Source organism: Nocardia sp. NPDC058705, assembly GCF_042749305.1.
Lineage (GTDB): Bacteria > Actinomycetota > Actinomycetes > Mycobacteriales > Mycobacteriaceae > Nocardia.
In genome coordinates, this window is record NZ_JBHYRN010000005.1 from 128,357 (window position 1) to 153,276 (window position 24,920).

The following is a 24,920-nucleotide window of genomic DNA, read 5'->3' on the forward strand; positions in this document are numbered from 1 at the left end:
TCGAAGGAGCACTCGGTGGTCAACAAGCAAAACCCCGTCGATCAGCCCACCGATCCCGAGGAGCCCACCGATCTCGAGGAGCCGATCATCGAAGGGCCCGAACCGCAAACAGCGCGGGACTTCTTCGAGGATTCCCGGCCCGGCCCGGGAACGGCCCGTGAGGAAATGTCCCCATCCGGGCCCGCTGTATCCGGTGAGGGGTGGACGGCTACCGTGCCGGAATAGAAGGATAGACCGGGCTTTTAGGCGGATCCGAATCCAATTCCCTTGACGGAATAAAGATCTTGTGAGGCAAGGAGGTCCCGCGCTAGGCGTGATCGACGCCTGGAGCGGGATCTTTTTGCACCCTCACGCGGCGAAATCGTGTGCGACCGGAACCTGCTAAGAGTTTCTATCAGGTTTGGTTGCTGAGTCGTCGCCAACAGATCAGTGCCGCACCAAGATTCAGGAATCCGTAGTGGATGTCGGTGCGGCGTTCCCTGCGGATGGCCAAGCGGCGGTACTGGTGGAGGAGGGCGAAACTCTGTTCCACGATCCACCGGCCAGCGGTGACCTTGTGCGGGCATCAGCCTGAGTGTGGTGACGAAGTGGGCCGCGCGCAAGGAATCGGTGACGTTGCCGGAATTCTTTGCAGGACTGATGCATTCGATGCTCGAACATGCGACACCGCAACAGCGGGCCATGTTCGAGCGATTGCGGGCACCAGTCGCCGCGCTGGGCACCGTGGCCGCCGACACCGATCCACCGATCTGGACCGCCGATGCCACGTCCATTGCACACGACTTGGTGCGGAAGGATCTGATGTTGGATCGCAGGACGGCATCGACCACATTGCTCGGGGTGGTCGTCGGAGTTGGGCTCCTCGAACCGCTCGAACGCTGGCTCGCGCGTGCTACTGGAGTCGAGGCGCGGCCGGTGGCAGGGGGTGGCATGTACGACATCGACCAGATCGAGCATGCTGCCCACCTGTTTCGGGAATGGGACGATACGTTCGGCGGCGGGCTGCGTCGTAAGGCCGTAGTAGGCCAGTTGGACGAGGTCAACGACCTGATCGGCAACACCGGAAGTGCTGCCGTGCGTCAGCGGCTACTCCGTGTGCTGTCGCTGTTGTCGGAGACCGCAGCGACGATGTCATGGGACTCCGGCGAGCAGCACACCGCGCAGGGGTACTACATGCTGGCGCTCCGTTCGGGCCGCGAAGCCGGGGAACCGGCACTGTGCGCGAACGCGATCGCCGGAATGGCCCGGCAAATGCTCACACTCGACACCATCGGATCGGTAACCGAACGAGCTGCCTATCGGCAGGCGCGGGCGATGGACTCATTGGAGCTGGTGCGGGTTGCACAGGACCACTTCGCAGGTGACGTAACACCCTCCATGCACGCATTGCTGCGAATGCGAGAGGCATGGTCGTATGCGGTATTGGGGCGGGCGTCAGCTTTTCGGCGCGCCGCTGAACGGGCACACACGGAGTTCTCCAAGGTCGACCGTGATCAGGAACCATCCTGGCTTGGCTATTTCGATTCGGCCGAGATCGACGGCACGATCGGAGGACGGCTGCTCGAGCTGGCGCGTCACCAGTCCGACTGCGCTGGAGAAGCTGCTGAGACTATCGACCGCGCCATTGCTGCTCGGCGGCCCAACATGTGGCGGTCGTCTTCACTCGACAGGCTTGGCTCGGCGGAAGCGCGTCTGATTCAGGGCGAACATGAAGAGGCCTATCGGATCAGTGCGCTTGCGCTGGAGTCTGTGGCGCAGACGAATTCGCACCGCGTGCGCGCCAAGGTATCCGAGCTCTATACCCGTGCCGGTGAGTGCGGAGATTCGCCAGCGGCGGCGGGGCTGCGGGAACTGCTGGGACCTTTGGTGGCCTCCCCGGCATGATGTGGGTATGAGGATCAGCGTCACCGGGCACATGGACATCAACGCGGCGACGGCGAAGCTCGTCCGCGCCGAGCTGGACCGGTTACTTGCTGGAGTGCCGGATTTGGTCGGAGTCTCCTGCATCGCGCGTGGTGCCGACAGCGTATTCGCCGACGCCGTGCTCGCTGCTGGCGGAAAGTTGGAGGTTGTGTTGCCATGTCGTGGTTACCGAGAGGCGAAGGTGAAGCCAGATCACCTCGAACAGTTCGATCGACTGCTCGGCATGGCCGATACCGTTCGGGAGATGCCGCATGAGGTCGCCGGGCGGGCGGCGTACGAGGAAGCGAACGCGGTCATCGTCCGCGAGGCGGACCGACTGATCGCGGTGTGGGACGGGCAGCCCAGCCAACGGGGCGGAACCGGCACCGTCGTAGACCTGGCACGGGCGGCCGGTGTGGTGGTGGAGGTCGTGTGGCCAGAGGGCGCTGGAAGAGGGCACTGATCTCGGTCGGCCCCGGGGCAGGTCTGGGATTTCCTCTGGACGGTCCAAACGGTCGCTAGGACGATTCGGACTGGTTGGTCGGGACTGTGAGCGGCGCCGGCGCGAGTCCGACGACGGCCTCTAGGTCTTCGAGGCCGGCCAAGTGCGCAGTGAGTTCGCTGCGTTCGGCTTCGGTGAGGGGGACGGCGCGGGCACGGGTGAGGGCGTCGACCGCAGCGGTGGTGTCGTCGGCGCGGATGGCGAGTTCAGCGCGGTAGGCCAACGCCTCGACCAGTTCGGCGGCCGGTGCGCGACCCTGCTCCCGGGCCAGCGTGGCGTCCAGGATCTTCGCTGCCTGCTGATTGTCGCCCTTGGAGTCGCCGAGAACGACGGCGCTCTCCAGCGCCCTGGCCAGCTTGCCGACCGCGGACGAACCGGCGCCGCCGCTACCTGGCGACGCGAAGATCCGGATCCAGTTCCCGCCGGGGTCGATGACCGTGAACCCGGAGTAGTTGTCGGCATTATTGCGTTTCCGTGGGCGGGTCATCCGCGGGATGCCGGAGACCAGGAGTTTGCCGTGGACCTCGCGCATGCCCGCGGCGAACGCCTCGAAGAGCTGCTGGGTGTCGGGCACGAGGACGATACAACTGCCGTAGGAGTCCTCGGGTCTGAAGTCCGGCATGCCGAAGAACTGCAGCTGGAGGTCTTCTCGCTGTAGGCCCACACACGGGTTCGGGCGGACCTGGTAGTAGGTCTGGGTGAAGCCGAGCATGGTGTAGAACTCGACGATCTCGTCGATGGACCCGCAGGGTAGCAGCGGGACGGTTATCTCGTGGGCCATGACATTTCTCCGTCTCGAAGGGAGGTTTCGTTGACGCGCGGCTGTACCTCGGCCGACTGTGTGCGCAGCGCTCCGTTGACCAGAAGTCGTACCGGCTTCATCTAACCCATTCCCGCATAGTAGACAAATTTGACTACTGTGAGAAGCGTACCCGGCGTCGGGACGGATCCTCTGCGACGATGTGGGCCATGAGTACCACCGCCCGACCGGGTGTGATCACGGCTGGCACGTTGGTTCTGTTGTCGTCGCTGTACTTCGCGCAGGGGTTGCCGTTCGGGTTCTTCACTCAGGCGTTGCCGGTGGTGCTGCGGGAATCGGGGTTCTCGCTGGTGGCGATCAGTGCCTCGGGGGTGCTGTTTCTGCCGTGGGCATTGAAGTTCCTCTGGGCGCCCTGTGTCGATCGGTACGGCACTCGGCGGACCTGGCTGCTGGTGTTGCAGTTGCTGTCGGCCGCGGTGGCGATGGTGTTGGCCTGTCTGGATCTATCGGCTTCGCTGCGGTGGTTGTTCGTCGGCATCGTGGTGGTGAATCTGTTGTCGGCGACGCAGGATGTGGCCACCGACGGGTTGGCCGTGCGGATGTTGGGGTCGCGTGAGCGCGGGCTGGGCAACGGCATACAGGTCGGTGCGTATCGGGTCGGGATGATCGTCGGTGGTGGTGCGCTGCTGTGGTTGTACGCGCTGGCTGGGTGGCGGGCGTTGTTCCTGGCGATGGCGGTGTTGATCGTGGTCACCACGGTGCCGGTGTGGTTGATGCGCGAGCCGGTCGCGGATCGGTTGCCGCGTCCGAAGCCCGCGCAGTTGCTCGGCGGGTGGTGGATCAGATTGCGCCGCCCCGGGATTCTGGCGTTCATCGCGTTGATCGCCGCGTTCAAATTCGGGGACTCGATGGCTGCGGCGCTGACCGGGCCTTTCCTGTCCGACGCAGGGCTCGACCTCGGTGAGATCGCGCTGATCAAAGGTGTGCTCTCCTCGGCGGGCGCGCTCGCGGGCGCAGCTCTGGGTGGTTGGCTGGCCTACCGTTTCGGTCGCCGGAAGGCTCTGCTGATCGGTGGCGTCACCCAGACCGCCAGCATCGCGCTGTACCTGGTCGCCGCGCTCGGTCTCGGTGGTTTCGAACTGCTCGTCGCCGCGAGTCTCGCCGAACACGTCTTCGGTGGCGCCGCCACCGTCGCCGTCTTCGCGCTCATGATGGACGCCTCCGAACCCGACCACGCGGGCAGCGACTACACCCTCATGGCCTGCGCCATCGTCGTCGTCCAGGGTGTGGCGGGCATGGTCGCGGGACTCGTCGGCGATGTGGCCGGTTACCCCGCCATCTTCATCACGGGGCTGGTTCTCTCCGGACTCGGCTGTGGCGCAATGGTTCTCGGCCTCGATCGAGGTCTCGGGCCCGCGAACCTGTACTCCGGCGAGCCGCAGGACGGCGGCTCAGGTGTCGTCGGACAGCACCGCGGCAAGGAATTCGCCGAGTAATCAGCGGTGATGGGTGTCCACGCCTGGGTCGCGGCGATCGGACGCGTCTGGGCGCCGACACCGGGTTCGTCGGCCGCAATCAGGCGCCGGACCCGGTTCCCTCGGCTATCTTGAGTCCGATGTGTTCGCCCGAGATCGTTCGTTTCGCCCGAGAGCGCGCCCCGCAGCCGAGTCGGCGGGCGATGCTCGGTCTCGCCGGGCTCACCGCACTGGCCGCGGTGGCTCCCGCGCCCGCTGTCGCCGCGCCGCGCTCCGGCGTCGTCGACCTCACCCACACGCTCACCCCGCACCTGCCGGTGTGGCCGGGTAATCCGCCGATGGTGATGGTCCCGGTGGCCTGGCATGCGACGGGTGGGTTCGGGCAGTTCGCGCTCGGATATTGGGAACACACCGGCACCCACATCGACGCGCCTGCCCACCGGATTCCCGGTGGCGCCACCACCGAGGCCATCCCCGTCGACGATCTCGTCGCGCCGCTGGTCGTCATCGATATCAGCGCCAAGGCCGCCGTCGACGCCGACGCGGTGGTGACCGTTGCCGATATCGACAACTGGCGCTCGCAGCACGGGGACATCCCCGAACGTGCTTTCGTCGCGATGTATTCGGGGTGGGAGCGGCGCATTGCCCAATCGTCGACTTTCCTCAATCTCGACGAACGAGGAACGCCGCACGCGCCGGGATTCGCCGCCGAAGCCGCGCAATACCTTGTCGCCCAATGTGGGATCGTCGGAGCCGGTGTCGACACACTCAGCCTCGATTGCGGCGCCGACCCCGAATACGGTGCGCACACAGCCCTTCTCGGTGCGGGCCGCTACGGCGTGGAGATGCTCGCCAACCTCGCCGCGGTACCGGCGGCCGGTGCGACGATCATCGTCGGGGCACCGAAACACGCAGGCGGTACGGGCGGACCGTGTCGGGTACTCGCACTCACCTGAGCGTCACCAGTCCGGTCGACCGATCGAAAGTCGGTGCTGGAAAACATTTCTCGGATCAGCGGCGGCCTTGGCCCGAAGCAGTCGCTGGTAGTTGTCGCCGTAATAGAAGGCGTGCCACGGCAGCCCGGAAGTGTTCCATGCGGCATCGGCCAGATCGGGGTCCGGATAGTTGATATAGCTGCCGCCGTAGACCTCGTTCGGAACCGGAACGCCGCCGGTATCGGCATGGACGTCGCGGTACATCTCACGCGCCCACCGCACATACCGATCATCATCGAAAAGCAGTCGCCACGACGCGTGGATCAGCATCTTCATGAACGAATCCCGGGCAGGCATGGCCGTCGCGTCGGCGGCGACAGCATTGATCGCGCCGCCGAACGGCAGGAATTCGAGCTGGGATTCGCCGAGGAAACCGAGATCGGTGATGTAGCGGTAGAAGATCCTGAGCTGTTCGGGGGAGTAGGCCTTACGCAGATACGCGGCTTTCACCTTGACGCGGGTGGTGTTGACGCCCTTCGCGTAATACACCTGGTTCACCGTGTCCGGGTAGGACAGCTGGGTGACCGGGGTGAGTATCGGCGGCGGGAACACACCCTCGCTCACGGTCGCCACGAATTCGTCGAAACGGGTTCGCGCATCAGGTGTTTCGGCATCGAACAGGATCAGCATCTCGGCCGCGCCGGTGCCGGTCGTCCTGATCATCAGCGGCGCGTAGAGCCCGGCGAACTCGTTGCCGGGCGCACTGTGACGTTCGAAGAACCCGAGGTAGTTGCCGAGCAACCGGACGAACGAGTCCTCGGTGGTGACCGGCAGGATCAGTCGCGCATTCAGCATGCTGCCAGGCGGTTTCGGCAGTGCGCGTGCGGGATCGGAGCCGTCGGAATCGGGAGACCGGAGCAGGTACCGGGTCACCACACCGAAATTGCCGCCGCCACCACCGGTATGTGCCCACCAAAGATCATGGTGGGGACCGTCTTTGGTCGCGACCACGACTTTCGCGGAGCCATCGGCGTCGACGGTGACAACCTCCACCCCGACCAGGTGATCGGCTACCAGGCCTAACCGCCGCGACAACGGACCATAACCACCACCGCAGACATGCCCGCCCATCCCGACGCCGAGACAGATCCCGCCCGGCACCGTCACACCCCAGCGGTGCAAGGCGTTGTAGACGGTGCCGATGTCGGCGCCCGCGTCGACCGAGAACGCCCGGTGATGCTCGTCCCAGAACACCGCGTTCAGCCGACCGAGGTCGATGATCGACCGGGTCTGCGCGCTGTCGACGAAATCGTCGAAGCAATGCCCGCCCGAACGCGCCGCGATCCGCGAGTCCGCACCCACCGCCGAGGCCACCGCCCGACGAACGTCCTCGGCGCTGGTCGGCACATAGATCTTCGCCGGTTGCGCCACGAACCGCCGGTTGTACCCGCGCGCAGCGAGGGACTCGAAATCACCCGCACCGACCACACGCCCTTCGGCGCGCACCGTGGGCATTCCGAGCGCGACCACCGCACCGCCCGCCACGGCCGCGGTGATCAATTTCCGACGTGAGAGCGACACCGGATTCCTTTCCCGCCACGATCTTCGCGATGACCTGCTCGGACAGTAACGGAGTTGCCGATGCGCGGACGGCAGAAATGCGGAGCGTCGTAGGGTCGGCGAACTCTTCGATGGGTGGGCAGGGCGTAGATCCTGTGCTCTGATGGAGGTAGGACCGCCGCCCCACTCACGGGAGGTACCAGCATTGGCTGACGACGTCGCGAAGACCGAGGACCAGGCTTTTCGACTGGCCGTGCGCTATGGCCTGTCGGTGATCGCGGCGGCTGCGGTGGTGTGCGCGATCGCCACCGTCTGGGCGGCGAACAGAAACGCCTGCGCGACAGCCGACACCCGACTGTGCGACGACCCGGCCAAGATCGCGGTCCTGTTCGGTCCCGGCCTGATCCTGCTCGCGGGAGGCATAGGCGCGTTCGTGCACACCTATCAGCGGTGGCGCGACGGTCGGAGCTGGCGGGCGTGGCAGGGCGCGGGCTGGTTCCTGTTCATCCTGATGACCGCCTATCTGGCGATCGGCGCCGGTTCGTTCACGAACTGAACCAGTCAGGCCGGCGGATCGGCCGGGCGCAGGTAGACGGGGTGACCGCCGGTGATGCTGTTGTACAACATGCTGAGGTCGAGCGAGTCCGTGGACGGTTTCGGCTTCGGGTCGCCGCTGCGGTCGACCTGGCGATGCAGGGCTTCCATCTTCTCGTCCAGTTGTGTGGCGACCTCGGCCGCCTGGGCGAGATCGGCGCGCAGATTCGGGGGCACCTCGCCGCGGTACTTGTAGTAGATCTTGTGTTCGAGGCTGGCCCAGAAATCCATCGCGATCGTGCGGATCTGGATCTCGACCGGAATCAGCTCGGTGCGGTCGGAGCGGAACACCGGGATCGACACGATCAGGTGCATCGACTGGTAGCCGTTGGGCTTGCGATGGGTGATGTAGTCGCGCTCCTCGAGGACCGTGATGTCCTCCTGACCGGCCAGCATGTCGCGGATCGTCCCGATATCGGAGATGAAGCTGCACACCACCCGCACCCCGGCGATGTCCAGGACGTTCTCCCGGATCGCCCCCAGGTTCATCGCGTAGTTCTTGCGACGGACCTTCTCGAGGACACTTTCGGGCGACTTGAGCCGCGACCCCACATGCTCGATCGGGTTGTACTCGTGGGTGTTGTTGAAGTCCTCACGCAAGATGTTGATCTTGGTCGTCACTTCGTCGATGGCGAACTTGTAGCCGAGCATGAAGTCGACGAACTGTTCCCTGAGCACTCGCAGGTCGTCGATGCCGACACCGTCGCCGTCGCCGAGCGGGCCGTTACCAGTGCTGGGGTCGCGCTGCCACTGTTTCATCAGTTCCCATTGTGCCGTTCTTCCGGCGAACACCTCGACCAGTGCGTTCGGCGTCACGTTGGCAACTGTCACAGCTATCGGTGGTTCGGTTCGTTCGGCGAACAGAATCGGAAGATTTTTCATTTGCCCACGGGTCGACCGGCCGAGGATGAGTTCTGGTGCAGTGCCTGACGACGGGCACCGTCACGGCACGGGGGCCGAGGCGAGCAGGCACTACCCGGCAGTGTGGCCGGGCTGAGGAAAGCGCGCAGCAATGCCGAGTGATGTCGTCGATGTGTCCGTGGAGTTCTCCGTCTCGCGCCGGGCGCTGTGGGATGTGTTGCTCGAACCGCAGAGTTATCCGCGGTTGTGGGCCGGTATCGGGGGCTGTGACCGGCTCCTGAACCCCGACGGGAGCACCGTGTGGGAGGTCAGAATCGGGGACCGGGCGGTCGGTGTCCGGCGGACCGGGCTGGCGCTGACCATCGGGCGATGGTACGAGAGTTTCGAACTGCACAATCCCGAATCGGGGAGTTTCGCCCTGATCCGGCTCACCGGCGACGAGCAGCGCACCAGGGTGAGCGTGACAGTCTTCGCGGTACCTCGGCTGCACCCGTCGCTGGCCGGTGTGACGAACGCCGTGATCATCGGGTGGGTCAAGGACGGTTTGCGCCGCGCGGCCGACGTGGTGGCGGGCGCGCGAACCTCGGTGGTGGCCAATGGCAATCGGGCGCCGATCCGGCGCAAGTCCGAAATTGTGCGCTGGTGGGTGCATTCGGGTCAGGTGGCGCCGCCGCTGACCTCGGCAAGGCAGCTACGTTCGCTGTACCGCTGGGGCTTCAACCTTGCGGGCGGTTACGCCGCGGGTGCCGCGCACAGCCCGGATCAGGTCGCCCTGATCGACGACGGCAGCACCGCCACTTTCGCCGAGACCGACAAGCGGACCACCGCGTTGGCGGGGGCGATGTACGAGATCGGGCTGCGCGCCGGTGACGCGGTGGGGCTGCTGGCCGGAAACCATTGCGGCATGGTCGAATCCATGGTCGCGGCGGGCAAGCTCGGGGTCGATGTCGCGCTGCTGAACTCGGGTCTGTCGGGGCGGCGGATCGAGGATGTCGTGCAGCGGCATCGGTTGTCGGCGTTGTTCGTCGACGCCGATCTGGCGCATCTCGTGCAGTACCTGCACACCGATCTGCCGCGCTTCTTCACCGACGACGCGCCCGCCGACCCGTCGCGGATCACCATCGAAGACCTCATCGCGATCCGCCACACCAAGTTCCCCGTCCCGACGGTGCCCGGCCGACAGATCGTGCTCACCTCGGGCACCAGCGGCACCCCGAAGGGGGCGCGACGCCCGCACCCGAAGGGCTTCGACACCCTGGTCGCGCTGCTGTCGCAGATCCCGATCCGCGCGGGCAGCACCATGATGATCCCGGCGCCGCTGTTCCACACCTGGGGGCTGTCGGCACTGCAACTGAGCACCGCGGTGCGGGCCACGGTGGTGCTGACCCAGGGCTTCGACGCCGAGGAATGTCTGCGCCGCATCGCCGAACACGGGGTGCACACGCTGATCGCCGTGCCCACGATGGTGCAGCGACTGGTCGACCTGCCCGCCGAAGTGCGCGGTCGGTACGACCTGAGCACCCTGCAGCACGTGATCAGCTGCGGCGCGCCACTGGCGGCTGTCACCGTCGACCGCTTCCTCGACGACTACGGCGACGTCCTCTACAACCTCTACGGTTCCACCGAGGTCTCCTGGGCCAGCGTCGCAGGCCCCGACGACCTGCGCGCCGCCCCGACCACGGCGGGCCGTCCACCGCTTGGCACCAAGATCGCCATCCTCGACGCCGACCACAAAGCGGTCCCGATCGGCGTGGTCGGGCGGATCTTCGTCGGCAACCACATGCTCTTCGACGGCTACGTCAGCGACACCCCACCGGACGAATCCGACGGCATGATGGACACCGGCGACCTCGGCTACCTCGATGCCGCGGGCAGGTTGTTCGTGGCCGGACGCGACGACGAGATGATCATCTCCGGCGGCGAGAACGTCTTCCCACGCCCCGTGGAGGAAGCACTGGCCTACCTGCCGCAGGTCACCGATGTCGCCGTGGTCGGCGTCCCGGATCGCGAATTCGGCCAGCGACTGGCCGCGTTCCTCGTCAAGAACGAAGGCTCAGGCCTCGACCCGGAAATGGTCCGTACCTACGTCCGCAACCGCCTCAGCCGCTTCTCGGTCCCCCGCGACGTCACCTTCCTCAACGCGCTGCCGCGCGGCGAGACCGGCAAGGTGCTCAAGCGATTGCTGGTCGATCCGGAAGGGCTGGCCGGCTGAGCCAGCCCCTCCGTCGACGTGGTCAGGGGCGCGGGTTGGCCTGGAACAGCTGCCACATCCGGGTCAGCATCTCGGTCTGCCGCGAGCCCGACGGCCAGGCATGGCTGCCGTTGTTGTAGACCCGCCACAACACTTCGGTGCCGGACGCGCAGTCCCAGTGCCTGGAATCCTTCACGTCGGTGCCGCCGCCGGGCTGCTCGTTCTGGCACGGGCGGTTTTCCCAGCTCCAGTACATGAGGTGGCTGTAGGCGACGGGCTCGAGGACGATGGGGTCGTTCGCCGAGGCGAACACGCCCCACGACAGGCTCGGACGCATGTCTTGACGTCTTCTCCGGCCAATGCCGGACATTCCTACCAGCACCCTCGCGGGCGCTCTCGGTGAGTTCCTGCTTCACAGGGAATCGCTTTGCGCTAGGCGCAAAGACTTACGGTCCCTCCACGGGCATTTAACCTCTCCGCCCGTCCGGCGGCGAGGATGTTGTTGGCGGCGTTCATATCCCGATCCAGTATCGTGCCGCAACCTGGACACGACCACACCCGCACCGACAGAGGTTTCGGGCCGTCACGGTGCCCACAAGGGTGGCAGATCTGCGACGACGGGTAAAAGCGGTCGACCTTGCCCAGATGCCGCCCGTACCTGGCTGCTTTCTCCTCCAGCATGCGGGTGAACATGCCCCACCCGGCGTCGTACACCGATTTCGCCAACCGGGTCCGCGCCAAGCCCTTCACGCACAGGTTCTCCATGTACACCGCTTGGTTTTCGCGGATGATGGCCGTGGAGTGTTTGTGCGCGAAGTCGTGGCGTGTCAGCCACTCGGGCGTGGAGTTTCGCGACCCGGACCCGAGCTTTCGCCCGGTTCCGGCTGCCTCTTTGTTTGCGTGAAAGTGCTTGCTGTGCTTTACGTAAGCGTCGTTCGGCCTGGCGTAGGAACCGGGGCGAGCTGATCGATTTGCCGTTGGACAGGACCGCGAACGTGGTCAACCCTAGGTCTATACCGACCTCGGTGTCCGACTCCGGGAGATGCTCGGTGTTCACCTGCACGACAAACGATGCGAAGTACCGGCCGCTGGCATCCTTGATCACCGTCACCGACGACGGCTGGCAGGGAAGCTCGCGCGACCACCGGACCGCGACGTCCCCGATCTTCGGCAGCCGCAGCTTCCGACCCGAGGTCACTGTGAATCGGGCGTTGCGGGTGAACCGGATCGACTGACGGTTGTCCTTGCGGGACCGGAACCTCGGTGGTGCGACCTTATCGCCCTTGCGCTTGCCTGTGATGGACTGAAAGAAGTTGCGGTAGGCGGTGTTCAGGTCGGCCAAGGCCTGCTGGAGTACCACTGACGACACCTCGCCCAGCCATGCCCGTTCCGGGGTGGCTTTGGCTGCGGTGACCCTCTTGGACAGTTCACCGTCGCTGATCCGTTGCCCTGCCTCGAGTGCATCCCGGCGTGCCCGCAGAGCATCGTTGAACACCACACGGGCGCAGCCGAATGCCTTCGCCAACGACACCTGTTGTCCCACTGTGGGGTACAGGCGGAAGTTGTATCGAAGCTGCACCCCGCTGAGATTACCCTTGGTTTATGACTGATGAAAGCGATATTCGCACTGGTAGACACTGCATTTTCGCCCTACACGCGCATTTGGTTTTCGTCACCAAGTACCGGCATCAGGTTTTCTCCGGCCCCCACCTCGCACGGATTGAGGAGATCATGCGGGCGGTCTGCGCCGACTTCGAAGTGGAGCTGTTCGAGTTCAACGGTGACGCCGACCATGTGCATCTGCTGGTGAACTTTCCCCCGAAAGTCGCGCTGTCGAAGCTCGTCAACTCACTCAAGGGGGTCTCCTCGCGTCGACTTCGCCAAGAGTTCCCCGACCTGGTCCAGCATTACTGGAGGGGACAACGGTTGTGGGCGGGTTCCTATTTCGCCGGATCCGTCGGCGGGGCACCGATCTCGGTACTGTGCCAGTACATCGAGTCCCAAGGTCGGCCCGCATAGGGCACGCTCGGGCCATTGCAGTCCTCCTGCGTTGGCCTTCATCGCCTATGGAAAGGCAGTGGACCGGTGGCGCAGCGGCTTGCGAATTTGCAGCTGACCGACCCTGTCGGCGGGACCTGTTCGAAGGCCCCGCCGAGCTCGCATCGCGGCGTAGATCAGGGTTTGCGCGCGACGGCGCCGTAGGCCGAGATCGGGCGGACCTCGCCGACCTCGGTGGCCTCCGATCGCCACTGGGTGATCGAGGTGAAGCCCGGCTCCACCAGTTCCAGGCCGTCGAAGACGCCACGGATCTGCGCCTGCGGGCGCGGGATGTACGGTGTGCCGCCGGTGCCGGTGTAGTTCTCGCACAGGGTGACGTAGGCCTGGCTGTCGTCGGTGCCGTCCCACATGATCAGGTAGCTGCCCGAAGGCACCGCGCCGATGACGGTTCCCACGATGCGCAGCAGGTCCTCGTAGGTCCTGGCATGGCCGAGAACGCCCATGAACATCACGGCGATCGGCTCGTTGAAGTTCAGTACGTTGCGGGCGTCGGCGACGATCTGTTCCGGATCGTGGAAGTCGGAGTCGATGTAGGTGGTGACACCTTCGTCGGTGGTGCTGGTCAGCAGGGCGCGCGCGTGGGTGAGCACCAGCGGATCGTTGTCCACGTACACCACCTTGGCCTCTGGCGTGACGCCCTGGGCCACCTCGTGGGTGTTCTGCATCGTGGGCAGCCCGGTGCCGATGTCGAGGAACTGCTTGATGCCGCGCTCGCGCGCCAGGAAGCGAACGGCCCTGATCAGGAACTGTCGCGACTGCACCGCCATGGTCGAAATGTCCGGGTCGACCGCGAGTCCGGCGTCGCCGGCGATCTTGTCGATCTCGTAGTGGTCCTTACCGCCCATCCAGTAGTTCCAGATCCGTGCGGAATGGGGGATGTCGGTCCTGATCACGGGGGTTTGCACGTCAGTCATGGGCCTTGCTCCTCTGCGACTGTGACAGTGGCGCACCCACCCAGGGGAGAACCACCAGTGGCATAGCATCTGATCTGTTTGCGACAGTACAAGATTCATCACGAACCGGTCGGGCCAATTCGTGAACCCCGATGCCTGCGTTCATCGGCCGGAATCGGGTACTGCCGCAGCATGAGAACTCTGCGCAGAAATGCTGTGGCCACCGCGCTCACCGCGGCCGCGATCGCCGTGCTCGGCACCGGTTGCGACCAGGTGGAGAAGGCCGTCAACAAGGGCGGCGATACGCCGTGCAGCGAATACACCGCCCAGTCCTCGGAAGACAGGCGTGTCACGGTGACCAAATTCCTCGAACAGGAACGCGGGGACGACGCGAAGTCCGATCCCGACACCATCGACCTGTCGGTCGCCGCCATCGATCTGATGTGTGGCGCGCAGGCCAACCCCGACACCCCCATCCGTGAAGCTGACCTGACGGGTGTCCTCGTGCCGAAGTGACACCCCGAAGCCCGGGTGGATACCCCGTCCGACAGCGGCGATAGGCCGATCTCACTGTGCGTCACCCATTTCAAGTGTTCACTGCGACAGACACGTTCGGCCGGTAGCATCGCTAACGGACCCTAAGGGCCAGTCCAGCAAGATGTTTCGTCGTGATCGCCGGATTCGGGGTCCGCGAGGCACCGGGTGATCGAGAGGTTTCACAATGGAAACAGTGACGAATCGGGTGGTTCTCGACCCGACCGGAAAAGACATTCAGGGTGAGATCGCCGAGATCAGGAAGCACGGCCCCGCCGCGCCGGTGGAGTTGCCGGGCGGGGTGGCCGCGTGGTCGATCACCGACGCCGCGCTGCTGGAGAAGCTGCTCGTCGATCCGCGGGTCTCCAAGGACGCGAGCACGCACTGGCCCGCGTTCGTCGCCGGTGAGATTCCCGCGGATTGGCCGCTGTTCCTCTGGGTCGCGGTGGAGAACATGTTCACCGCCTACGGCACCGAGCACCGCAGGCTGCGCAAGCTGGTGGCGCCCGCGTTCACCGCCCGGCGCACCGAGGCCATGCGCGGACAGGTCGAGCGCATCACCACCGACCTGCTCGACGCGCTGGCGCAGACCCCGGCCGGTCGGCCCGTGGATCTGCGCGAGCAGTTCGCCTATCCGCTGCCGATCCAGGTGATCTCGGAGCTGATGGGTGTGCCGGAATCGCTCAACGACGGCCTGCGCACCTGCGTCGACGGCATCTTCGACACCACGCTCACGCCGGAGCAGTCGCAGGCCAACTACATGGAGATGTACCGGATCCTTGGCGAATTGGTGGCGTTGCGCCGCGAACAGCCCGGCGACGACATCACCAGCCTGCTGATCGTCCAGCGCGACGAGGACGAGGGCCAGCTCACCGAAGTAGAACTGATCGGCACCCTGCTGCTGGTGATCTCGGCGGGCCACGAGACCACGGTGAACCTGCTCGACCAAGCCATCACCGCGTTGCTCACCCGCCCCGAGGTGCTCGCTCGCCTGCGCGACGGCTCCATCACCTGGGCCGAGACCGTCGAGGAAACCCTGCGCTACGAGTCGCCGGTGGCACACCTGCCGTTGCGGTACGCGGTCTCCGACATCGATATCGACGGCGTTCATATCGCCAAGGGTGACGCGATCCTGGCGAGCTACGCCGGTGCCGGTCGCGATCCGAAGCGCCACGGCGCGACCGCCGACGAGTTCGATCCGACGCGAGACAACCAGTCGCACATGGCTTTCGGCTACGGGGTGCACCACTGCCTCGGCGCGCCGCTGGCCCGCTTGGAGGCGCTGGTTGCGCTGCCCGCGCTGTTCGAGCGGTTCCAGCAGATGCAGCTGGCCGTGCCGGTGTCCGAGCTCGGCACGGTGTCGAGCTTCATCTCCAACGGTCACCGCAACCTGCCGGTGTACATTCACGGCGAGTAGGGGGTGAACCTGCTCGGCCGGCTCGTCCTGGCCGGCCGAGCACGGGTTCAACTGCCGGGCACCACCAGTGGGGGAGTGCTGGGGAACACCACCGGCAGTGCGGCCAGCGACCGGTGGAAAGGCCCTGGCCGCCACACCAATTCGTCAGCGGGCACCGCCAGTTCGAGTTCGGGCAGTGCGTCCAGGAGTTGGTCGATGGCCTCCTGGGCGATCAGATAGGCCGGGGATTTCGCCGGGCAGCCGTGCGGGCCGGTGCTCCACGCCAGGTGCGCGCGGTTGTCGAGGAAATCGCCGGTCCCGATCGCGGGATCGTTGTTGCACGCGGCCATGCTGATCACCACCGGCTGATGCGCGGGCAGCCACACGTCGTCGACGAGGATCGGCTGACGCGGATAGGTGGTGCAGAAGTTGGCCAGCGGCGGGTCGGTGTAGAGCACCTCGTCGAGTGCGTCGCGGGTGGACAGGCTGCCGCCGAGCAGGCTGCCCGCGAAACGCTGGTCGGTGAGCATCAGCCGCACCGTGTTGAGGATCAGGTTGAGCATCGGCTCGATTCCCGCGCCGTACATCGTGAGCACCTGGTTCATCAACTCTTCGTCGGTGAGCTGCTGTGGGTGCTGCACCAACCGGCTCGTCACGTCGTCGCCGGGTTCGCGCTGCTTGAGGCGCACCAGGTCGTAGAGCGCGTTCTCCATCATCTGGGTGCCCGCGGCCGCGTCGGTGCCCTCGAACATCTGCGCCATCCCGGTGGCGACCTTGGCGCCGATGTCGTCGGGGACGCCGAGCATGGCGTTGATGGTGGCGAAGATGACGGGAAAGGCGTACTGGCTCAACAGATCCGCGCTGCCGTCGGCGCAGAACGAGTTGATCACCGGCATCGCGATCTGCTCGACGGTGCGGTGCAGCTGGTACAGGTCGACCCCCGCCAGGCCCGCGACGGTGACCTGCCGATGGCGGGTGTGCTCGGTCCCGGCGGTGCGAAGAGCGTTGGGGCGGTAGCACATCATCGGCAGCACCGGGCAGTCGGCGGGGATGTCGCGCTGCCACATTCGCGGGTCGGCCGGGAAGTGGTCGGGATCGTTGAGGATCTGGACCGCCGTGCGGTAACCGATCACCAGCGTGGCGGGCACGCCGGGTACCAGATCGACGGGCACCAGCGAACCGAAGCGGTGCCGCATGGCGCGATAGGTGCCCTGCGGGTCGGCCGCGTATTCGGCCGAGTACAGCGGCACCCGATCCTGGCCGCTCCGGGAATCCAGCGAAATGTCCAGTGTCACAGCGCGTACTCCTGATTCGACGATCGGTGCCTCGGCGACGCGCCGAGTTCGTGGCCGACCCTGGCGGCCAGTTCGTTCATGCGATGGGCGACGAGCGCGAGGTCCACGTCGGGGGTCGTGGCGACACCGAGCAGGGTGCCCGCGCCCGCGGCCGTGATCAGGACCATGCCCTCGTCGTATTCGGTCATGTTCTGGCGCACCGTGTTCGCGAGCCCGCCACAGAATTCGCCGAGCACCTTGCCCAGCGAGCGCAACCCGCACGCGGCGGCGGCGAAACGTTCCGCGTCATCGGTGGTGATCTCGCCGGAGTGGGCCACCCGTAGGCCGTCCTCGGATAACAACACCGCGAAGCGGACGCCGTCGAGTGCCAGGTCGTCGAGCAGCCACGCCATGCGGTTGGTGCTGTTCGCGATCGGAGTACTCATCAGCTGTCGTGCCCTTTCGTAGAACGCGCGGCCGCGGCGCGGCCGTGTCGGGAGCCGCTGTGCCAGGCTGCGGCGAGTTCGGGGCGGGCGAGTACCTCGCCGGTGTCGACGCGCTCGTCGGCCGCGGCGACGGCGCGGCGGGTGCGCTTGGGCAGGCCGCCGGTGGTCCGGTCGTGCTCGATCGGCTCCGGCCCCTGAATCTCGGAAACCGGTTGCAGGGCTTGCGGTTCCGGTACCTCGGCATGTTTGGGCTGGTGGACCTCGGTGGCCGTGACGAGCAGGGCCGCGGGCACGAACACCATCGCCCTGGTACCGCCGTAGATATTGGGTCCGTCGACATAGGCGGCGAAGCCGTAGCGGCGCGCGAGCGCGGCGACGCCGGGGAACCCGACTCGCGGTGACGGCCCGAGCGCGTTGATGTCGACCACGCGCTCACCCGAGAGCACCTGGCGCGCCTCCTCCATCTGCTCGCGGCTCATCCGCACGCCCGCGTCGTCGATGATCACCGTGACGCCGTGATGGCCCTGCTGGTAGGAGATGTCGACGAACGACGAGGGCGGTGAGTAGCGCAGCGCGTTGTCGAGCAGCGTCGCGACCGTGTGCACGAGCGGTTCGACCGCCCGGCTGATCACGACCTGCTCGCAGTTGCCCGTGCGCACCCGCAGGAAATCGCGCACCCGGCCGGTCGCGCCGCCCACCACGTCGCCGATGGTCTGCTGCGGCCATCGCCTGCCGGGCAGCCCACCCGAGACGATCACGTAGGCCTGGGCCTGGCGGATCATCTGCTGGACGGTGTGGTCGATCCGGATCAGCGTCGCGTAGACCTCGTCGTTGCGGTTCTCGCGCAACGCGTTGCTCACGACCTGGCCCACGTCGGCGCCGAGACTGACCACGGTGGTGCCGAACGCGCGGACCGCATTGCTGGTGGCGGCGCGCGCGTCGGCCGAGACCTGCGCGCGCGTCGCTTGCTGTGCCGCGTCCAACTGCGCGGCGGTGCGTTCCTGCGCGGCCTGTTCGGCCATGGTCGCTTCGTGTGCGAGCGCCCGCAGCTCCTCGGCGTGGACGAGCGACATCTGTTCCATCGCCAGGTCTTTGGCGTGGAGTTCGTGCTCGGCGACCACCAGGCGGGCGCGGACCCGGCGTTCGTTGCGCAGGGCCTGCAGCGCCACGGCGACCGCACCTAGCAGGACCAGTGTCGCGAGGGAGAACAAGAAGACCGCGAGCGTCGGAGTCATCGGTTCCTTTGTCGTTTTGTACCGACCGAAGAGCCGTGGTGGCCGGGTCCTCGCCGGTCTCTCCGACGAGACTTCGCGCCGCTGACCGATACTCACAACACAAGCGCTGCAGCACAATTGGGCACCGCGCGCGTGAGTTTCGGCCGAGTCCGGGCGCACTGCCCGGCGTTTCGGCGCCGGGGGACACGTTAGCAGTGCGAACCGCTGAGTGCACGAAACGAACTGTCGCAGAACGTAACTCGCACTGTGGTGGCGGCCGGATGAATTGATACCGGCGGTTTATCCTCGCCGTGTACGGTTGAGCACATACAGGTCAGCCGCGGACCAGCGGTGACCAGCGCGTCGTCGCCGCACTCGGCCTCGAGTCACCGGCTTTCATTCCTTTTCTCGTCTCACCGCAGCGGCGCCGTCGATCGATCCGAGGAAGAACCTGCATGACCAGCGATCTCGACGACGACCCGTCCGACATCACGCCCGCGGATCCCGAGGAGGAAGACCCGACCGTCCACTGGCCCGAGCCGAGCCCGCTGCAATCGTGGTGGACCGACATCATGGGCGCGAAGAAGCCCCGCCGGTTCGGCCAGCAGAGCTGATCTGGATTGCTGGTCGGATGCCATGGCCCGCATGAATGGTCGCCCACGTTGGTAGTTAGCGTAGTTAAACGTGTAATCACTCACATCTCCGCTGAATAATCCCTGGTGGGATCGAGAAAGCAAACTGGACGCTCGTTCAGAGCCAAAAAGTTGCTCACGGCACCGTATTGTCTGTCGTCGGTCGGATTTCGGTGTGCCGTGGCAGAGCTGCGGCACTGATTCGAGGGTTCTCACGGCGTGCTCGACATCTATCACTTCTCCTACGGGTGGATCACCCCCGTCCTGGCTTTCTTCATGTCGTTCGTCGGCTGCCTGCTCGGGTTGCAGTGCGCCGCGCGCGGGCGCAATGCCGAGCAGGGGCGAACCGGCTGGCTGGTGAGCTCGGCGATCGCGATCGGCGGCACCGGCATCTGGGTGATGCATTTCATCGCGATGCTCGGCTTCACCATCGAGGGCTCCGAAATCCGTTACGACATACCGCTGACGCTGTTCAGCGCGGTGACGGCGATGGTCGTGGTCGGCATCGGGTTGTTCATGGTGAACAAGCCGCAGCCGACCCTGGCCGCGCTGGTCGGCGGTGGCACGATCGCCGGCCTCGGTGTCGGCAGCATGCACTACACCGGCATGTACGCGATGAAATCCACTGCCGCCGTCGGTTACAACATGTGGGTGGTGGCGGTGTCGATGGTGATCGCGGTGGTCGCCTCCATCGTCGCGCTGTGGTTCACCTTGCGGGTGAAGGGCCTTCCTGCCACGATCGTCGCGGCCGCGATCATGGGCGTGGCGGTGTGCGGAATGCACTACACCGGCATGGCGGCCATGCACGCGCACGCCGGTCACCAGAACGCGCCGCCGCCCTCCGGCGCGCAGGCGATGCAGCTGCTGGGGCCGCTGATCGGGGTGATCTGCGTGGTCACCATGTTCGTGCTGATCATCGTGAGTCTGTCCGAGGTCGAGAACAAGGAATCGCTGCCCAAGATGCGTCTGAACGCGACGGTGCGCCCGCATGCGCACGGTTCATGGCCGGTGGCATCGGCCGAGGAGCGCGACAGCGCGCCGACCTACCCGGCGTTCTCGTTGGCCGCGTCCTCCGCGGCGTCCTCTGTCGGGAAGGCCAACGGCAAGTCGCTGACCTGGCCGAGGAACACCCCGAACGGGCCTGCCGACATCTCGGACATGGTGTCGTAGTAGTCCTGATCGAACTCGACCTGGCCGGTGCCGTCGTAGAAGAATTTCAGCGGGATCGACGGGTGGAACCAGTAGTAGTTGCGGACCGGATTTCCCGCGCTGTCCACGCCGGTCAGGCCGACTTGGAACCCCTCGTCGGTCTGGAACTTCACCTCGGTCACCAGTTGCAGATGGGCGAGAAACTTCGCGTCGCCGTCCGCGATGCTCAGCGAGACGATTTCACCGTTGTACACGAATCCCGACATCGACAGCCTCCCTCGTAGACAACCTCTGACGGGCCCATTTTAGGCACCGCCGCCGACCGGGTGTGGATCCCCGTGGCACGGCGATCCGCACAATCTTCGCAATAAGAACGCTTGTTCAGCCTGCCGGTGCGTGTTGTAATTCGCCCGAGATACGCGACGCGAGACTGTGGGGTGACTGTGTGTTTGCACTGACGGCGATGGATTCGCAAGAGCTGGAACGAAACTGGCCGGTCCCGGAGGTGGCCGAACTCTACGGCGAGGACTTCGCTGCAAGCCCGTTGACCTCGGACCGGGTCGGTAGGCTGAGTCCTACTGCGCGCCACCGGATCGCGGCATTCGTCCATACCACACTCGCCGACCTCGAGGAGATGTACGAGTCGCGCCCACCCGTGCGTGAACGTCCGCTTTCGCTGATTGTTTGCAATACCGACGAGTAGGCGAATTGCTTCACAAAGACCGGAAAGTATTCTTCGTGAATTCCCGTGACATGGCACGAAATTCTGTTGCATGCTTTCGTCGCTCGATCGTTCGAATCTGATGAAGTTTCGCCACCACCGAGGAGGGGCTCTACCGATGACCGAAACGATGACCGGATCCGCTGCCGACTTCCTGGCCGACGTGATCTCCAAGACGCTCGTGAGTCTGGCGACGTCGATGAGCGCCGCCTGAGTCGATGAGCGCCGGCTGATCGATGCCGAACCCGCAGGGGCCGCACCGTTCCAGGTGCGGCCCCTGCGGCGTTTTCGAACCAGTGTTGCCCGGGGTATTGACCTGGACGACGTGTCCAACCTAAATTACGTGGACACCGTGTCTCAGGTATCCGGGACACACGGCACACGGGAGTGCGTTCATGACACAGAAGGTGTTCGTCGTCGGCGTCGGCATGACGAAGTTCGAGAAGCCGGGCTCGCTGGAGTGGGACTATCCGGACATGGCCCGCGAGGCGGGCACCAAGGCGCTCGCCGATGCCGGAATCGACTACGACCAGGTCGAACAGGCCTACGTCGGCTACGTGTACGGCGAGTCCACCTCGGGCCAGCGCGCGGTCTACGAGCTCGGCCTCACCGGTATTCCGGTGGTCAACGTCAACAACAACTGCTCCACCGGATCCACCGCGCTCTACCTCGCGGCACAGGCGATCCGTGGCGGACTTGCCGAGTGCACCCTCGCCCTCGGCTTCGAGAAGATGCAGCCCGGCTCGCTCGGTTCGACCTACGACGACCGCGAACAGCCGATGATGAAGCACCTGCTGGCGCTGGCCGAGCTGCAGGAGTTCGCCATGCCGCCCGCGCCGTACATGTTCGGCGCCGCCGGTAAAGAGCACATGGAGCTCTACGGCACCACCGCCGAGCAGTTCGCCAAGATCGGCGTGAAGAACCACAAGCACTCGGTGAACAACCCGTACGCGCAGTTCCAGAAGGAATACAGCCTCGAGGAAGTCCTCGGAGCCAAGCAGATCTACGGCCCGCTCACCAAGCTGCAGTGTTCGCCGACCTCCGACGGTTCCGGCGCGGTCATCCTCGCGAGCGAGGCCTTCGTCGACCGGCACAACCTGGCCGACCGCGCTGTGGAGATCGTCGGACAGGCGATGGTCACCGACCTGGCGTCCACCTTCAGCAGCCCGACCGCGATCAACCTGGTCGGCTCGTCCATGTCGAATGCCGCGGCGCTGAAGGTCTACGAGCAGGCCGGCATCGGCCCCGACGACATCGACGTCATCGAACTGCACGACTGCTTCTCCACCAACGAACTGCTCACCTACGAGGCCCTCGGCCTGTGCGCGCCGGGTGAGGGCGGTCGTCTCGTCGACGACAACGCCACCACCTACGGCGGCAAGTGGGTCGTCAACCCCTCGGGCGGGCTGATCTCCAAGGGTCACCCCCTCGGCGCCACCGGCCTGGCCCAGTGCAGCGAACTCACCTGGCAGCTGCGCGGCGACGCCGACGCCCGCCAGCTCACCGACGCGCGAATCGCCCTGCAGCACAACATCGGTCTCGGCGGCGCCGTCGTCGTGACCGCCTACCGCCCCGCAAACCGCTGATCTTCTCCCTCACCGAATCACATCAGGAGTAACACCATGGCATCTGTTTCCGTTTCCACCGCCCTGCCCGTCGCCCCCGAGGTCGCGTGGGCCCGTCTGAGCGATCTCGCGAACTGGGAAGAGTGGCTGACCATCCACGAGGGCTGGCGCGGCGATCTGCCCGCCGAACTGGCCGCGGGTTCGCGTTTCACCGAGGTCGTCTCGGTGATGAACATGGCCAACAAGATCGAGTGGACGGTCGCCGAGGTCGTCCCGAACTCGTTCCTGCGCATCACCGGCGCCGGAATGGCCGGTGTCACCATCGAATTCGCGCTGAAGGTGGAGCCGACCGACACCGGCTCCACGGCCGCGTTCGACGCGAGCTTCAAGGGCGCGATGATCGTGGGCCCGATCGGCAAGGCCGTGGCCAAGCACGCCGAAGCCGACCTGAAGGAATCGATGGACAAGTTCAACGCGCTCGTCGGATCGGCCGCATGACCACCTCGGAATCGGCCGGAGTCGTCTTCGACGGCTCCGCCCTGGGGGAGTGGACCGACGAAGAGCGGTTCTCGGTCACCAAGGAACGGATCGCGGAATACGCTGCGGCGACCAATGATCCGATCCCCGCGCACCGCTCGGGCGAGATCGCCCCGCCGGTGTTCGCGGTGGTGCCGGTGTTCACCTCGATGGCGCCCGCAGCGCTGTCGGTCGCCCCGGTGGAACTGCTGATGAAGCTGGTCCACGGTGAGCAGGACTTCCTGTTCCACCGCCCGATCCGGGCCGGTGACGAACTGGTGGTGAAGGCCAAGCCGATCGGCTACGTGGGCCGGCCCAACGGTTCGACCGTGGTCATCTACGCCGAAACCCGTGACGCGGCAGGCGAACTCGTCAACGAACAGTGGATGACGGCGTTCTTCCGCAAGGTCGACGCCGGTCCCGGGGAAGGGGAGCTCGCGCCCACCCACCGGATCACCGACGAGGACCGGGCCGCCGAGCCCGCCGCGAAGGTGACCGCGCACATCGACGAGGATCAGACCTTCCGCTACTCGCCGGCCTCGGGTGACCCGATGCCGATCCACCTCGATGACGAGATCGCCCGGATGGCAGGGCTTCCCGGCATCATCAACCACGGTCTGTGCACCATGGCGTTCACCTCGTGGGCCGCGCTGACCGAGCTCGCCGACGGTGACACCGCACGCCTGCGCAGGCTGGCCGTGCGCTTCGCCAAGCCGGTGCTTCCCGGTCAGGACATCACCACCACCTTCTGGCCCACCGCGTCCGCTGATCCCGCCGTGCGCGCCTTCGCCTTCGAGACCGAAGCCGTGGGCGAGATCGCGATCACCGACGGCCGCGTCGAAATCAACTAGGAGACAAGTCTTATGGGAAAACTCGACGGTCGCGTCGCGGTCATCACCGGTGCCGGTCGCGGCATCGGCCGCGAACACGCCCTGCTGTTCGCCCGCGAGGGCGCCAAGGTCGTGGTCAATGACCTCGGTGGCGCCAACGACGGCACCGGCACCGACGCGGGCCCCGCCCAGCAGGTGGTCGACGAGATCGTCGCCGCCGGCGGTACCGCGGTCGCCAACACCGACAACATCGCCACCTGGGACGGCGCGAAAGCCCTTGTCGACCAGGCGATCAGCGAATACGGCACGCTGAACATCGTGGTGAACAACGCGGGCATCCTGCGTGACGCGTTCATCGCGGGCATGGACGAATCGCAGTGGGATTCGGTCATCGCGGTGCACCTCAAGGGCCACGCCGCCACCCTGCATCACGCCGCGGCGTACTGGAAGGCGCAGTCCAAGGCGGGCACCCCGGTGTCGGCCTCGGTGATCAACACCGCCTCGGCCTCCGGCACCTTCATGCCCAACGCCGGCCAGGCCAACTACGGTGCCGCCAAGGCCGGCATCGCCGCGCTGACCCTGGTCGCCGCCGACGAGCTCGAGCGCTACGGCGTGCGGGTCAACGCGATCGCCCCGATCGCGCGCACCCGCCTGACCCTGGCCACCCCCGGCATGGGCGCGTTGTTCGCCGCCGAGGTGCCAGAGGGTGAGTTCGACGCGTTCGCCCCGGCCAACATCTCCCCGCTGGTCGCCCACCTGGCCGAGGCCGACTGCCCGATCACCGGCAAGGTGTTCGCCGTGCAGGGTGGCGCGATCGTCGAACTCGCCGGCTGGCACGACGTGCGCACCGTGGAAACCGACGGCCCGTGGACCATCGACGAGGTGGCCGCCCAGCTGAAAGCGACCAACTAG

General features: G+C 65.9%; 26 protein-coding genes and 2 pseudogenes. 17 read left to right on the top strand and 11 right to left on the bottom strand.

What is annotated here, in order from left to right; translation table 11 throughout:
* Positions 1 to 15: 15 nt before the first annotated feature.
* Entirely contained in the window at positions 16 to 225 is a 210-nt protein-coding gene (locus ACFW6D_RS09620; RefSeq protein ID WP_379326541.1) for a hypothetical protein, read from the top strand.
* Between the two features lie 169 nt (positions 226 to 394).
* Here the strand turns inward: ACFW6D_RS09620 and ACFW6D_RS09625 are convergent.
* Positions 395 to 541 (bottom strand): annotated as a pseudogene (locus tag ACFW6D_RS09625) (IS5/IS1182 family transposase); the annotation flags it as partial.
* 38 nt (positions 542 to 579) lie between these two features.
* Here ACFW6D_RS09625 and ACFW6D_RS09630 point away from each other — a divergent pair.
* Together ACFW6D_RS09630 and ACFW6D_RS09635 are read left to right on the top strand one after the other, a co-directional pair.
* Positions 580 to 1,884, top strand: a complete 1,305-nt coding sequence (locus tag ACFW6D_RS09630; RefSeq protein ID WP_379326543.1) for a hypothetical protein — start codon at positions 580 to 582, stop codon at positions 1,882 to 1,884.
* Between the two features lie 7 nt (positions 1,885 to 1,891).
* Entirely contained in the window at positions 1,892 to 2,365 is a 474-nt protein-coding gene (locus tag ACFW6D_RS09635) for a hypothetical protein (protein WP_379326545.1), read from the top strand.
* 55 nt (positions 2,366 to 2,420) lie between these two features.
* Here ACFW6D_RS09635 and ACFW6D_RS09640 read toward each other — a convergent pair whose 3' ends face one another.
* Positions 2,421 to 3,185 carry a VOC family protein gene (locus tag ACFW6D_RS09640; protein ID WP_379326547.1) on the bottom strand — a complete coding sequence of 255 codons (765 nt, stop codon included), beginning with the start codon at positions 3,183 to 3,185 and terminating at the stop codon, positions 2,421 to 2,423.
* Between the two features lie 188 nt (positions 3,186 to 3,373).
* Between ACFW6D_RS09640 and ACFW6D_RS09645 the strand changes: the two genes are divergently transcribed.
* Both ACFW6D_RS09645 and ACFW6D_RS09650 read left to right on the top strand, forming a co-directional pair.
* Positions 3,374 to 4,660, top strand: coding sequence for an MFS transporter (locus ACFW6D_RS09645; protein ID WP_379326549.1), 1,287 nt, complete (start codon positions 3,374 to 3,376; stop codon positions 4,658 to 4,660).
* 119 nt (positions 4,661 to 4,779) lie between these two features.
* Positions 4,780 to 5,595 carry a cyclase family protein gene (locus ACFW6D_RS09650; RefSeq protein ID WP_379326551.1) on the top strand — a complete coding sequence of 272 codons (816 nt, stop codon included), beginning with the start codon at positions 4,780 to 4,782 and terminating at the stop codon, positions 5,593 to 5,595.
* 3 nt (positions 5,596 to 5,598) lie between these two features.
* On the opposite strand, the gene ACFW6D_RS09655 is transcribed toward ACFW6D_RS09650, so the two are convergent.
* A complete protein-coding gene (locus ACFW6D_RS09655; protein ID WP_379326553.1) occupies positions 5,599 to 7,155 on the bottom strand; it encodes an FAD-binding oxidoreductase in 1,557 nt (518 codons plus the stop codon).
* Positions 7,156 to 7,339: 184 nt separating this feature from the next.
* Here ACFW6D_RS09655 and ACFW6D_RS09660 point away from each other — a divergent pair, with 184 nt between their 5' ends.
* Positions 7,340 to 7,690: a hypothetical protein gene (locus tag ACFW6D_RS09660; RefSeq protein WP_379326555.1), complete on the top strand. Its 351-nt coding sequence runs from the start codon at positions 7,340 to 7,342 to the stop codon at positions 7,688 to 7,690.
* Positions 7,691 to 7,695: 5 nt separating this feature from the next.
* On the opposite strand, the gene ACFW6D_RS09665 is transcribed toward ACFW6D_RS09660, so the two are convergent.
* Positions 7,696 to 8,544 (bottom strand): GTP pyrophosphokinase family protein, encoded by an 849-nt coding sequence (locus ACFW6D_RS09665; RefSeq protein ID WP_379326557.1) that lies wholly within the window; start codon positions 8,542 to 8,544, stop codon positions 7,696 to 7,698.
* Positions 8,545 to 8,740: 196 nt separating this feature from the next.
* On the opposite strand from ACFW6D_RS09665, the gene ACFW6D_RS09670 reads away from it, so the two are divergent.
* The gene (locus tag ACFW6D_RS09670; RefSeq protein WP_379326559.1) at positions 8,741 to 10,801 is read left to right on the top strand and encodes an AMP-binding protein; all 2,061 of its coding nucleotides are present in this window, start codon (positions 8,741 to 8,743) and stop codon (positions 10,799 to 10,801) included.
* A gap of 22 nt (positions 10,802 to 10,823) precedes the next feature.
* Here the strand turns inward: ACFW6D_RS09670 and ACFW6D_RS09675 are convergent, their stop codons facing one another.
* From ACFW6D_RS09675 to ACFW6D_RS09685, 3 genes and pseudogenes are all read right to left on the bottom strand, one after another.
* Complete coding sequence (locus tag ACFW6D_RS09675) at positions 10,824 to 11,117, bottom strand: hypothetical protein (RefSeq protein WP_379326561.1); 294 nt, start codon at positions 11,115 to 11,117, stop codon at positions 10,824 to 10,826.
* Between the two features lie 95 nt (positions 11,118 to 11,212).
* On the bottom strand, positions 11,213 to 11,545 hold the full coding sequence (locus ACFW6D_RS09680) for an RNA-guided endonuclease InsQ/TnpB family protein (RefSeq protein ID WP_379326563.1): 333 nt from the start codon (positions 11,543 to 11,545) through the stop codon (positions 11,213 to 11,215).
* A gap of 121 nt (positions 11,546 to 11,666) precedes the next feature.
* Positions 11,667 to 12,359 (bottom strand): annotated as a pseudogene (locus tag ACFW6D_RS09685) (RNA-guided endonuclease InsQ/TnpB family protein); the annotation flags it as partial.
* 23 nt (positions 12,360 to 12,382) lie between these two features.
* Here ACFW6D_RS09685 and tnpA point away from each other — a divergent pair.
* Positions 12,383 to 12,799, top strand: a complete 417-nt coding sequence (tnpA, locus tag ACFW6D_RS09690) for an IS200/IS605 family transposase (protein WP_379326565.1) — start codon at positions 12,383 to 12,385, stop codon at positions 12,797 to 12,799.
* 155 nt (positions 12,800 to 12,954) lie between these two features.
* On the opposite strand, the gene ACFW6D_RS09695 is transcribed toward tnpA, so the two are convergent.
* Positions 12,955 to 13,752, bottom strand: coding sequence for an SAM-dependent methyltransferase (locus tag ACFW6D_RS09695; protein WP_379326567.1), 798 nt, complete (start codon positions 13,750 to 13,752; stop codon positions 12,955 to 12,957).
* A gap of 171 nt (positions 13,753 to 13,923) precedes the next feature.
* On the opposite strand from ACFW6D_RS09695, the gene ACFW6D_RS09700 reads away from it, so the two are divergent.
* Together ACFW6D_RS09700 and ACFW6D_RS09705 are read left to right on the top strand one after the other, a co-directional pair.
* A complete protein-coding gene (locus ACFW6D_RS09700) occupies positions 13,924 to 14,247 on the top strand; it encodes a hypothetical protein (protein WP_379326569.1) in 324 nt (107 codons plus the stop codon).
* 205 nt (positions 14,248 to 14,452) lie between these two features.
* On the top strand, positions 14,453 to 15,682 hold the full coding sequence (locus ACFW6D_RS09705; protein WP_379326571.1) for a cytochrome P450: 1,230 nt from the start codon (positions 14,453 to 14,455) through the stop codon (positions 15,680 to 15,682).
* A gap of 47 nt (positions 15,683 to 15,729) precedes the next feature.
* On the opposite strand, the gene ACFW6D_RS09710 is transcribed toward ACFW6D_RS09705, so the two are convergent.
* From ACFW6D_RS09710 to ACFW6D_RS09720, 3 genes are read right to left on the bottom strand one after another with little or no spacing between them, the layout of a single operon-like run.
* Positions 15,730 to 16,956 carry a cytochrome P450 gene (locus ACFW6D_RS09710; protein ID WP_379326573.1) on the bottom strand — a complete coding sequence of 409 codons (1,227 nt, stop codon included), beginning with the start codon at positions 16,954 to 16,956 and terminating at the stop codon, positions 15,730 to 15,732.
* Positions 16,953 to 17,381 carry a roadblock/LC7 domain-containing protein gene (locus tag ACFW6D_RS09715; protein ID WP_379326575.1) on the bottom strand — a complete coding sequence of 143 codons (429 nt, stop codon included), beginning with the start codon at positions 17,379 to 17,381 and terminating at the stop codon, positions 16,953 to 16,955. The genes ACFW6D_RS09710 and ACFW6D_RS09715 overlap by 4 nt, the downstream gene beginning before the upstream one ends.
* On the bottom strand, positions 17,381 to 18,616 hold the full coding sequence (locus tag ACFW6D_RS09720; RefSeq protein ID WP_379326576.1) for a sensor histidine kinase: 1,236 nt from the start codon (positions 18,614 to 18,616) through the stop codon (positions 17,381 to 17,383). The genes ACFW6D_RS09715 and ACFW6D_RS09720 overlap by 1 nt, the downstream gene beginning before the upstream one ends.
* A gap of 434 nt (positions 18,617 to 19,050) precedes the next feature.
* Between ACFW6D_RS09720 and ACFW6D_RS09725 the strand changes: the two genes are divergently transcribed.
* The 7 genes from ACFW6D_RS09725 (at position 19,051) to ACFW6D_RS09755 (ending at position 24,920) form a co-directional block, all read left to right on the top strand.
* A complete protein-coding gene (locus ACFW6D_RS09725) occupies positions 19,051 to 19,209 on the top strand; it encodes a hypothetical protein (protein WP_379229916.1) in 159 nt (52 codons plus the stop codon).
* 237 nt (positions 19,210 to 19,446) lie between these two features.
* The gene (locus ACFW6D_RS09730) at positions 19,447 to 20,397 is read left to right on the top strand and encodes an MHYT domain-containing protein (protein ID WP_379326578.1); all 951 of its coding nucleotides are present in this window, start codon (positions 19,447 to 19,449) and stop codon (positions 20,395 to 20,397) included.
* 442 nt (positions 20,398 to 20,839) lie between these two features.
* Positions 20,840 to 21,079: a hypothetical protein gene (locus tag ACFW6D_RS09735; RefSeq protein ID WP_379326580.1), complete on the top strand. Its 240-nt coding sequence runs from the start codon at positions 20,840 to 20,842 to the stop codon at positions 21,077 to 21,079.
* A gap of 413 nt (positions 21,080 to 21,492) precedes the next feature.
* Positions 21,493 to 22,683 carry a lipid-transfer protein gene (locus ACFW6D_RS09740; protein WP_379326582.1) on the top strand — a complete coding sequence of 397 codons (1,191 nt, stop codon included), beginning with the start codon at positions 21,493 to 21,495 and terminating at the stop codon, positions 22,681 to 22,683.
* Between the two features lie 36 nt (positions 22,684 to 22,719).
* A complete protein-coding gene (locus tag ACFW6D_RS09745) occupies positions 22,720 to 23,160 on the top strand; it encodes an SRPBCC family protein (protein ID WP_379326584.1) in 441 nt (146 codons plus the stop codon).
* The gene (locus ACFW6D_RS09750; RefSeq protein ID WP_379326586.1) at positions 23,157 to 24,029 is read left to right on the top strand and encodes a MaoC/PaaZ C-terminal domain-containing protein; all 873 of its coding nucleotides are present in this window, start codon (positions 23,157 to 23,159) and stop codon (positions 24,027 to 24,029) included. Before ACFW6D_RS09745 ends, ACFW6D_RS09750 begins: the two co-directional genes overlap by 4 nt.
* Positions 24,030 to 24,041: 12 nt before the next feature.
* Positions 24,042 to 24,920 carry an SDR family oxidoreductase gene (locus tag ACFW6D_RS09755; RefSeq protein ID WP_379326588.1) on the top strand — a complete coding sequence of 293 codons (879 nt, stop codon included), beginning with the start codon at positions 24,042 to 24,044 and terminating at the stop codon, positions 24,918 to 24,920.

Bases quoted from the DNA above. Each gene is read 5' to 3' on its own strand.
- ACFW6D_RS09700 (WP_379326569.1), top strand. From the start codon at position 13,924: ATGAGAACTCTGCGCAGAAATGCTGTGGCCACCGCGCTCACCGCGGCC.
- ACFW6D_RS09695 (WP_379326567.1), bottom strand. From the start codon at position 13,752: ATGACTGACGTGCAAACCCCCGTGATCAGGACCGACATCCCCCATTCC.
- ACFW6D_RS09645 (WP_379326549.1), top strand. From the start codon at position 3,374: ATGAGTACCACCGCCCGACCGGGTGTGATCACGGCTGGCACGTTGGTT.
- ACFW6D_RS09680 (WP_379326563.1), bottom strand. From the start codon at position 11,545: ATGGAGAACCTGTGCGTGAAGGGCTTGGCGCGGACCCGGTTGGCGAAA.
- ACFW6D_RS09650 (WP_379326551.1), top strand. From the start codon at position 4,780: ATGTGTTCGCCCGAGATCGTTCGTTTCGCCCGAGAGCGCGCCCCGCAG.
- ACFW6D_RS09755 (WP_379326588.1), top strand. From the start codon at position 24,042: ATGGGAAAACTCGACGGTCGCGTCGCGGTCATCACCGGTGCCGGTCGC.
- ACFW6D_RS09725 (WP_379229916.1), top strand. From the start codon at position 19,051: ATGACCAGCGATCTCGACGACGACCCGTCCGACATCACGCCCGCGGAT.
- tnpA (WP_379326565.1), top strand. From the start codon at position 12,383: ATGACTGATGAAAGCGATATTCGCACTGGTAGACACTGCATTTTCGCC.
- ACFW6D_RS09675 (WP_379326561.1), bottom strand. From the start codon at position 11,117: ATGCGTCCGAGCCTGTCGTGGGGCGTGTTCGCCTCGGCGAACGACCCC.
- ACFW6D_RS09750 (WP_379326586.1), top strand. From the start codon at position 23,157: ATGACCACCTCGGAATCGGCCGGAGTCGTCTTCGACGGCTCCGCCCTG.
- ACFW6D_RS09705 (WP_379326571.1), top strand. From the start codon at position 14,453: ATGGAAACAGTGACGAATCGGGTGGTTCTCGACCCGACCGGAAAAGAC.
- ACFW6D_RS09735 (WP_379326580.1), top strand. From the start codon at position 20,840: ATGGATTCGCAAGAGCTGGAACGAAACTGGCCGGTCCCGGAGGTGGCC.
- ACFW6D_RS09745 (WP_379326584.1), top strand. From the start codon at position 22,720: ATGGCATCTGTTTCCGTTTCCACCGCCCTGCCCGTCGCCCCCGAGGTC.
- ACFW6D_RS09715 (WP_379326575.1), bottom strand. From the start codon at position 17,381: ATGAGTACTCCGATCGCGAACAGCACCAACCGCATGGCGTGGCTGCTC.
- ACFW6D_RS09720 (WP_379326576.1), bottom strand. From the start codon at position 18,616: ATGACTCCGACGCTCGCGGTCTTCTTGTTCTCCCTCGCGACACTGGTC.
- ACFW6D_RS09670 (WP_379326559.1), top strand. From the start codon at position 8,741: ATGCCGAGTGATGTCGTCGATGTGTCCGTGGAGTTCTCCGTCTCGCGC.
- ACFW6D_RS09740 (WP_379326582.1), top strand. From the start codon at position 21,493: ATGACACAGAAGGTGTTCGTCGTCGGCGTCGGCATGACGAAGTTCGAG.
- ACFW6D_RS09635 (WP_379326545.1), top strand. From the start codon at position 1,892: ATGAGGATCAGCGTCACCGGGCACATGGACATCAACGCGGCGACGGCG.
- ACFW6D_RS09640 (WP_379326547.1), bottom strand. From the start codon at position 3,185: ATGGCCCACGAGATAACCGTCCCGCTGCTACCCTGCGGGTCCATCGAC.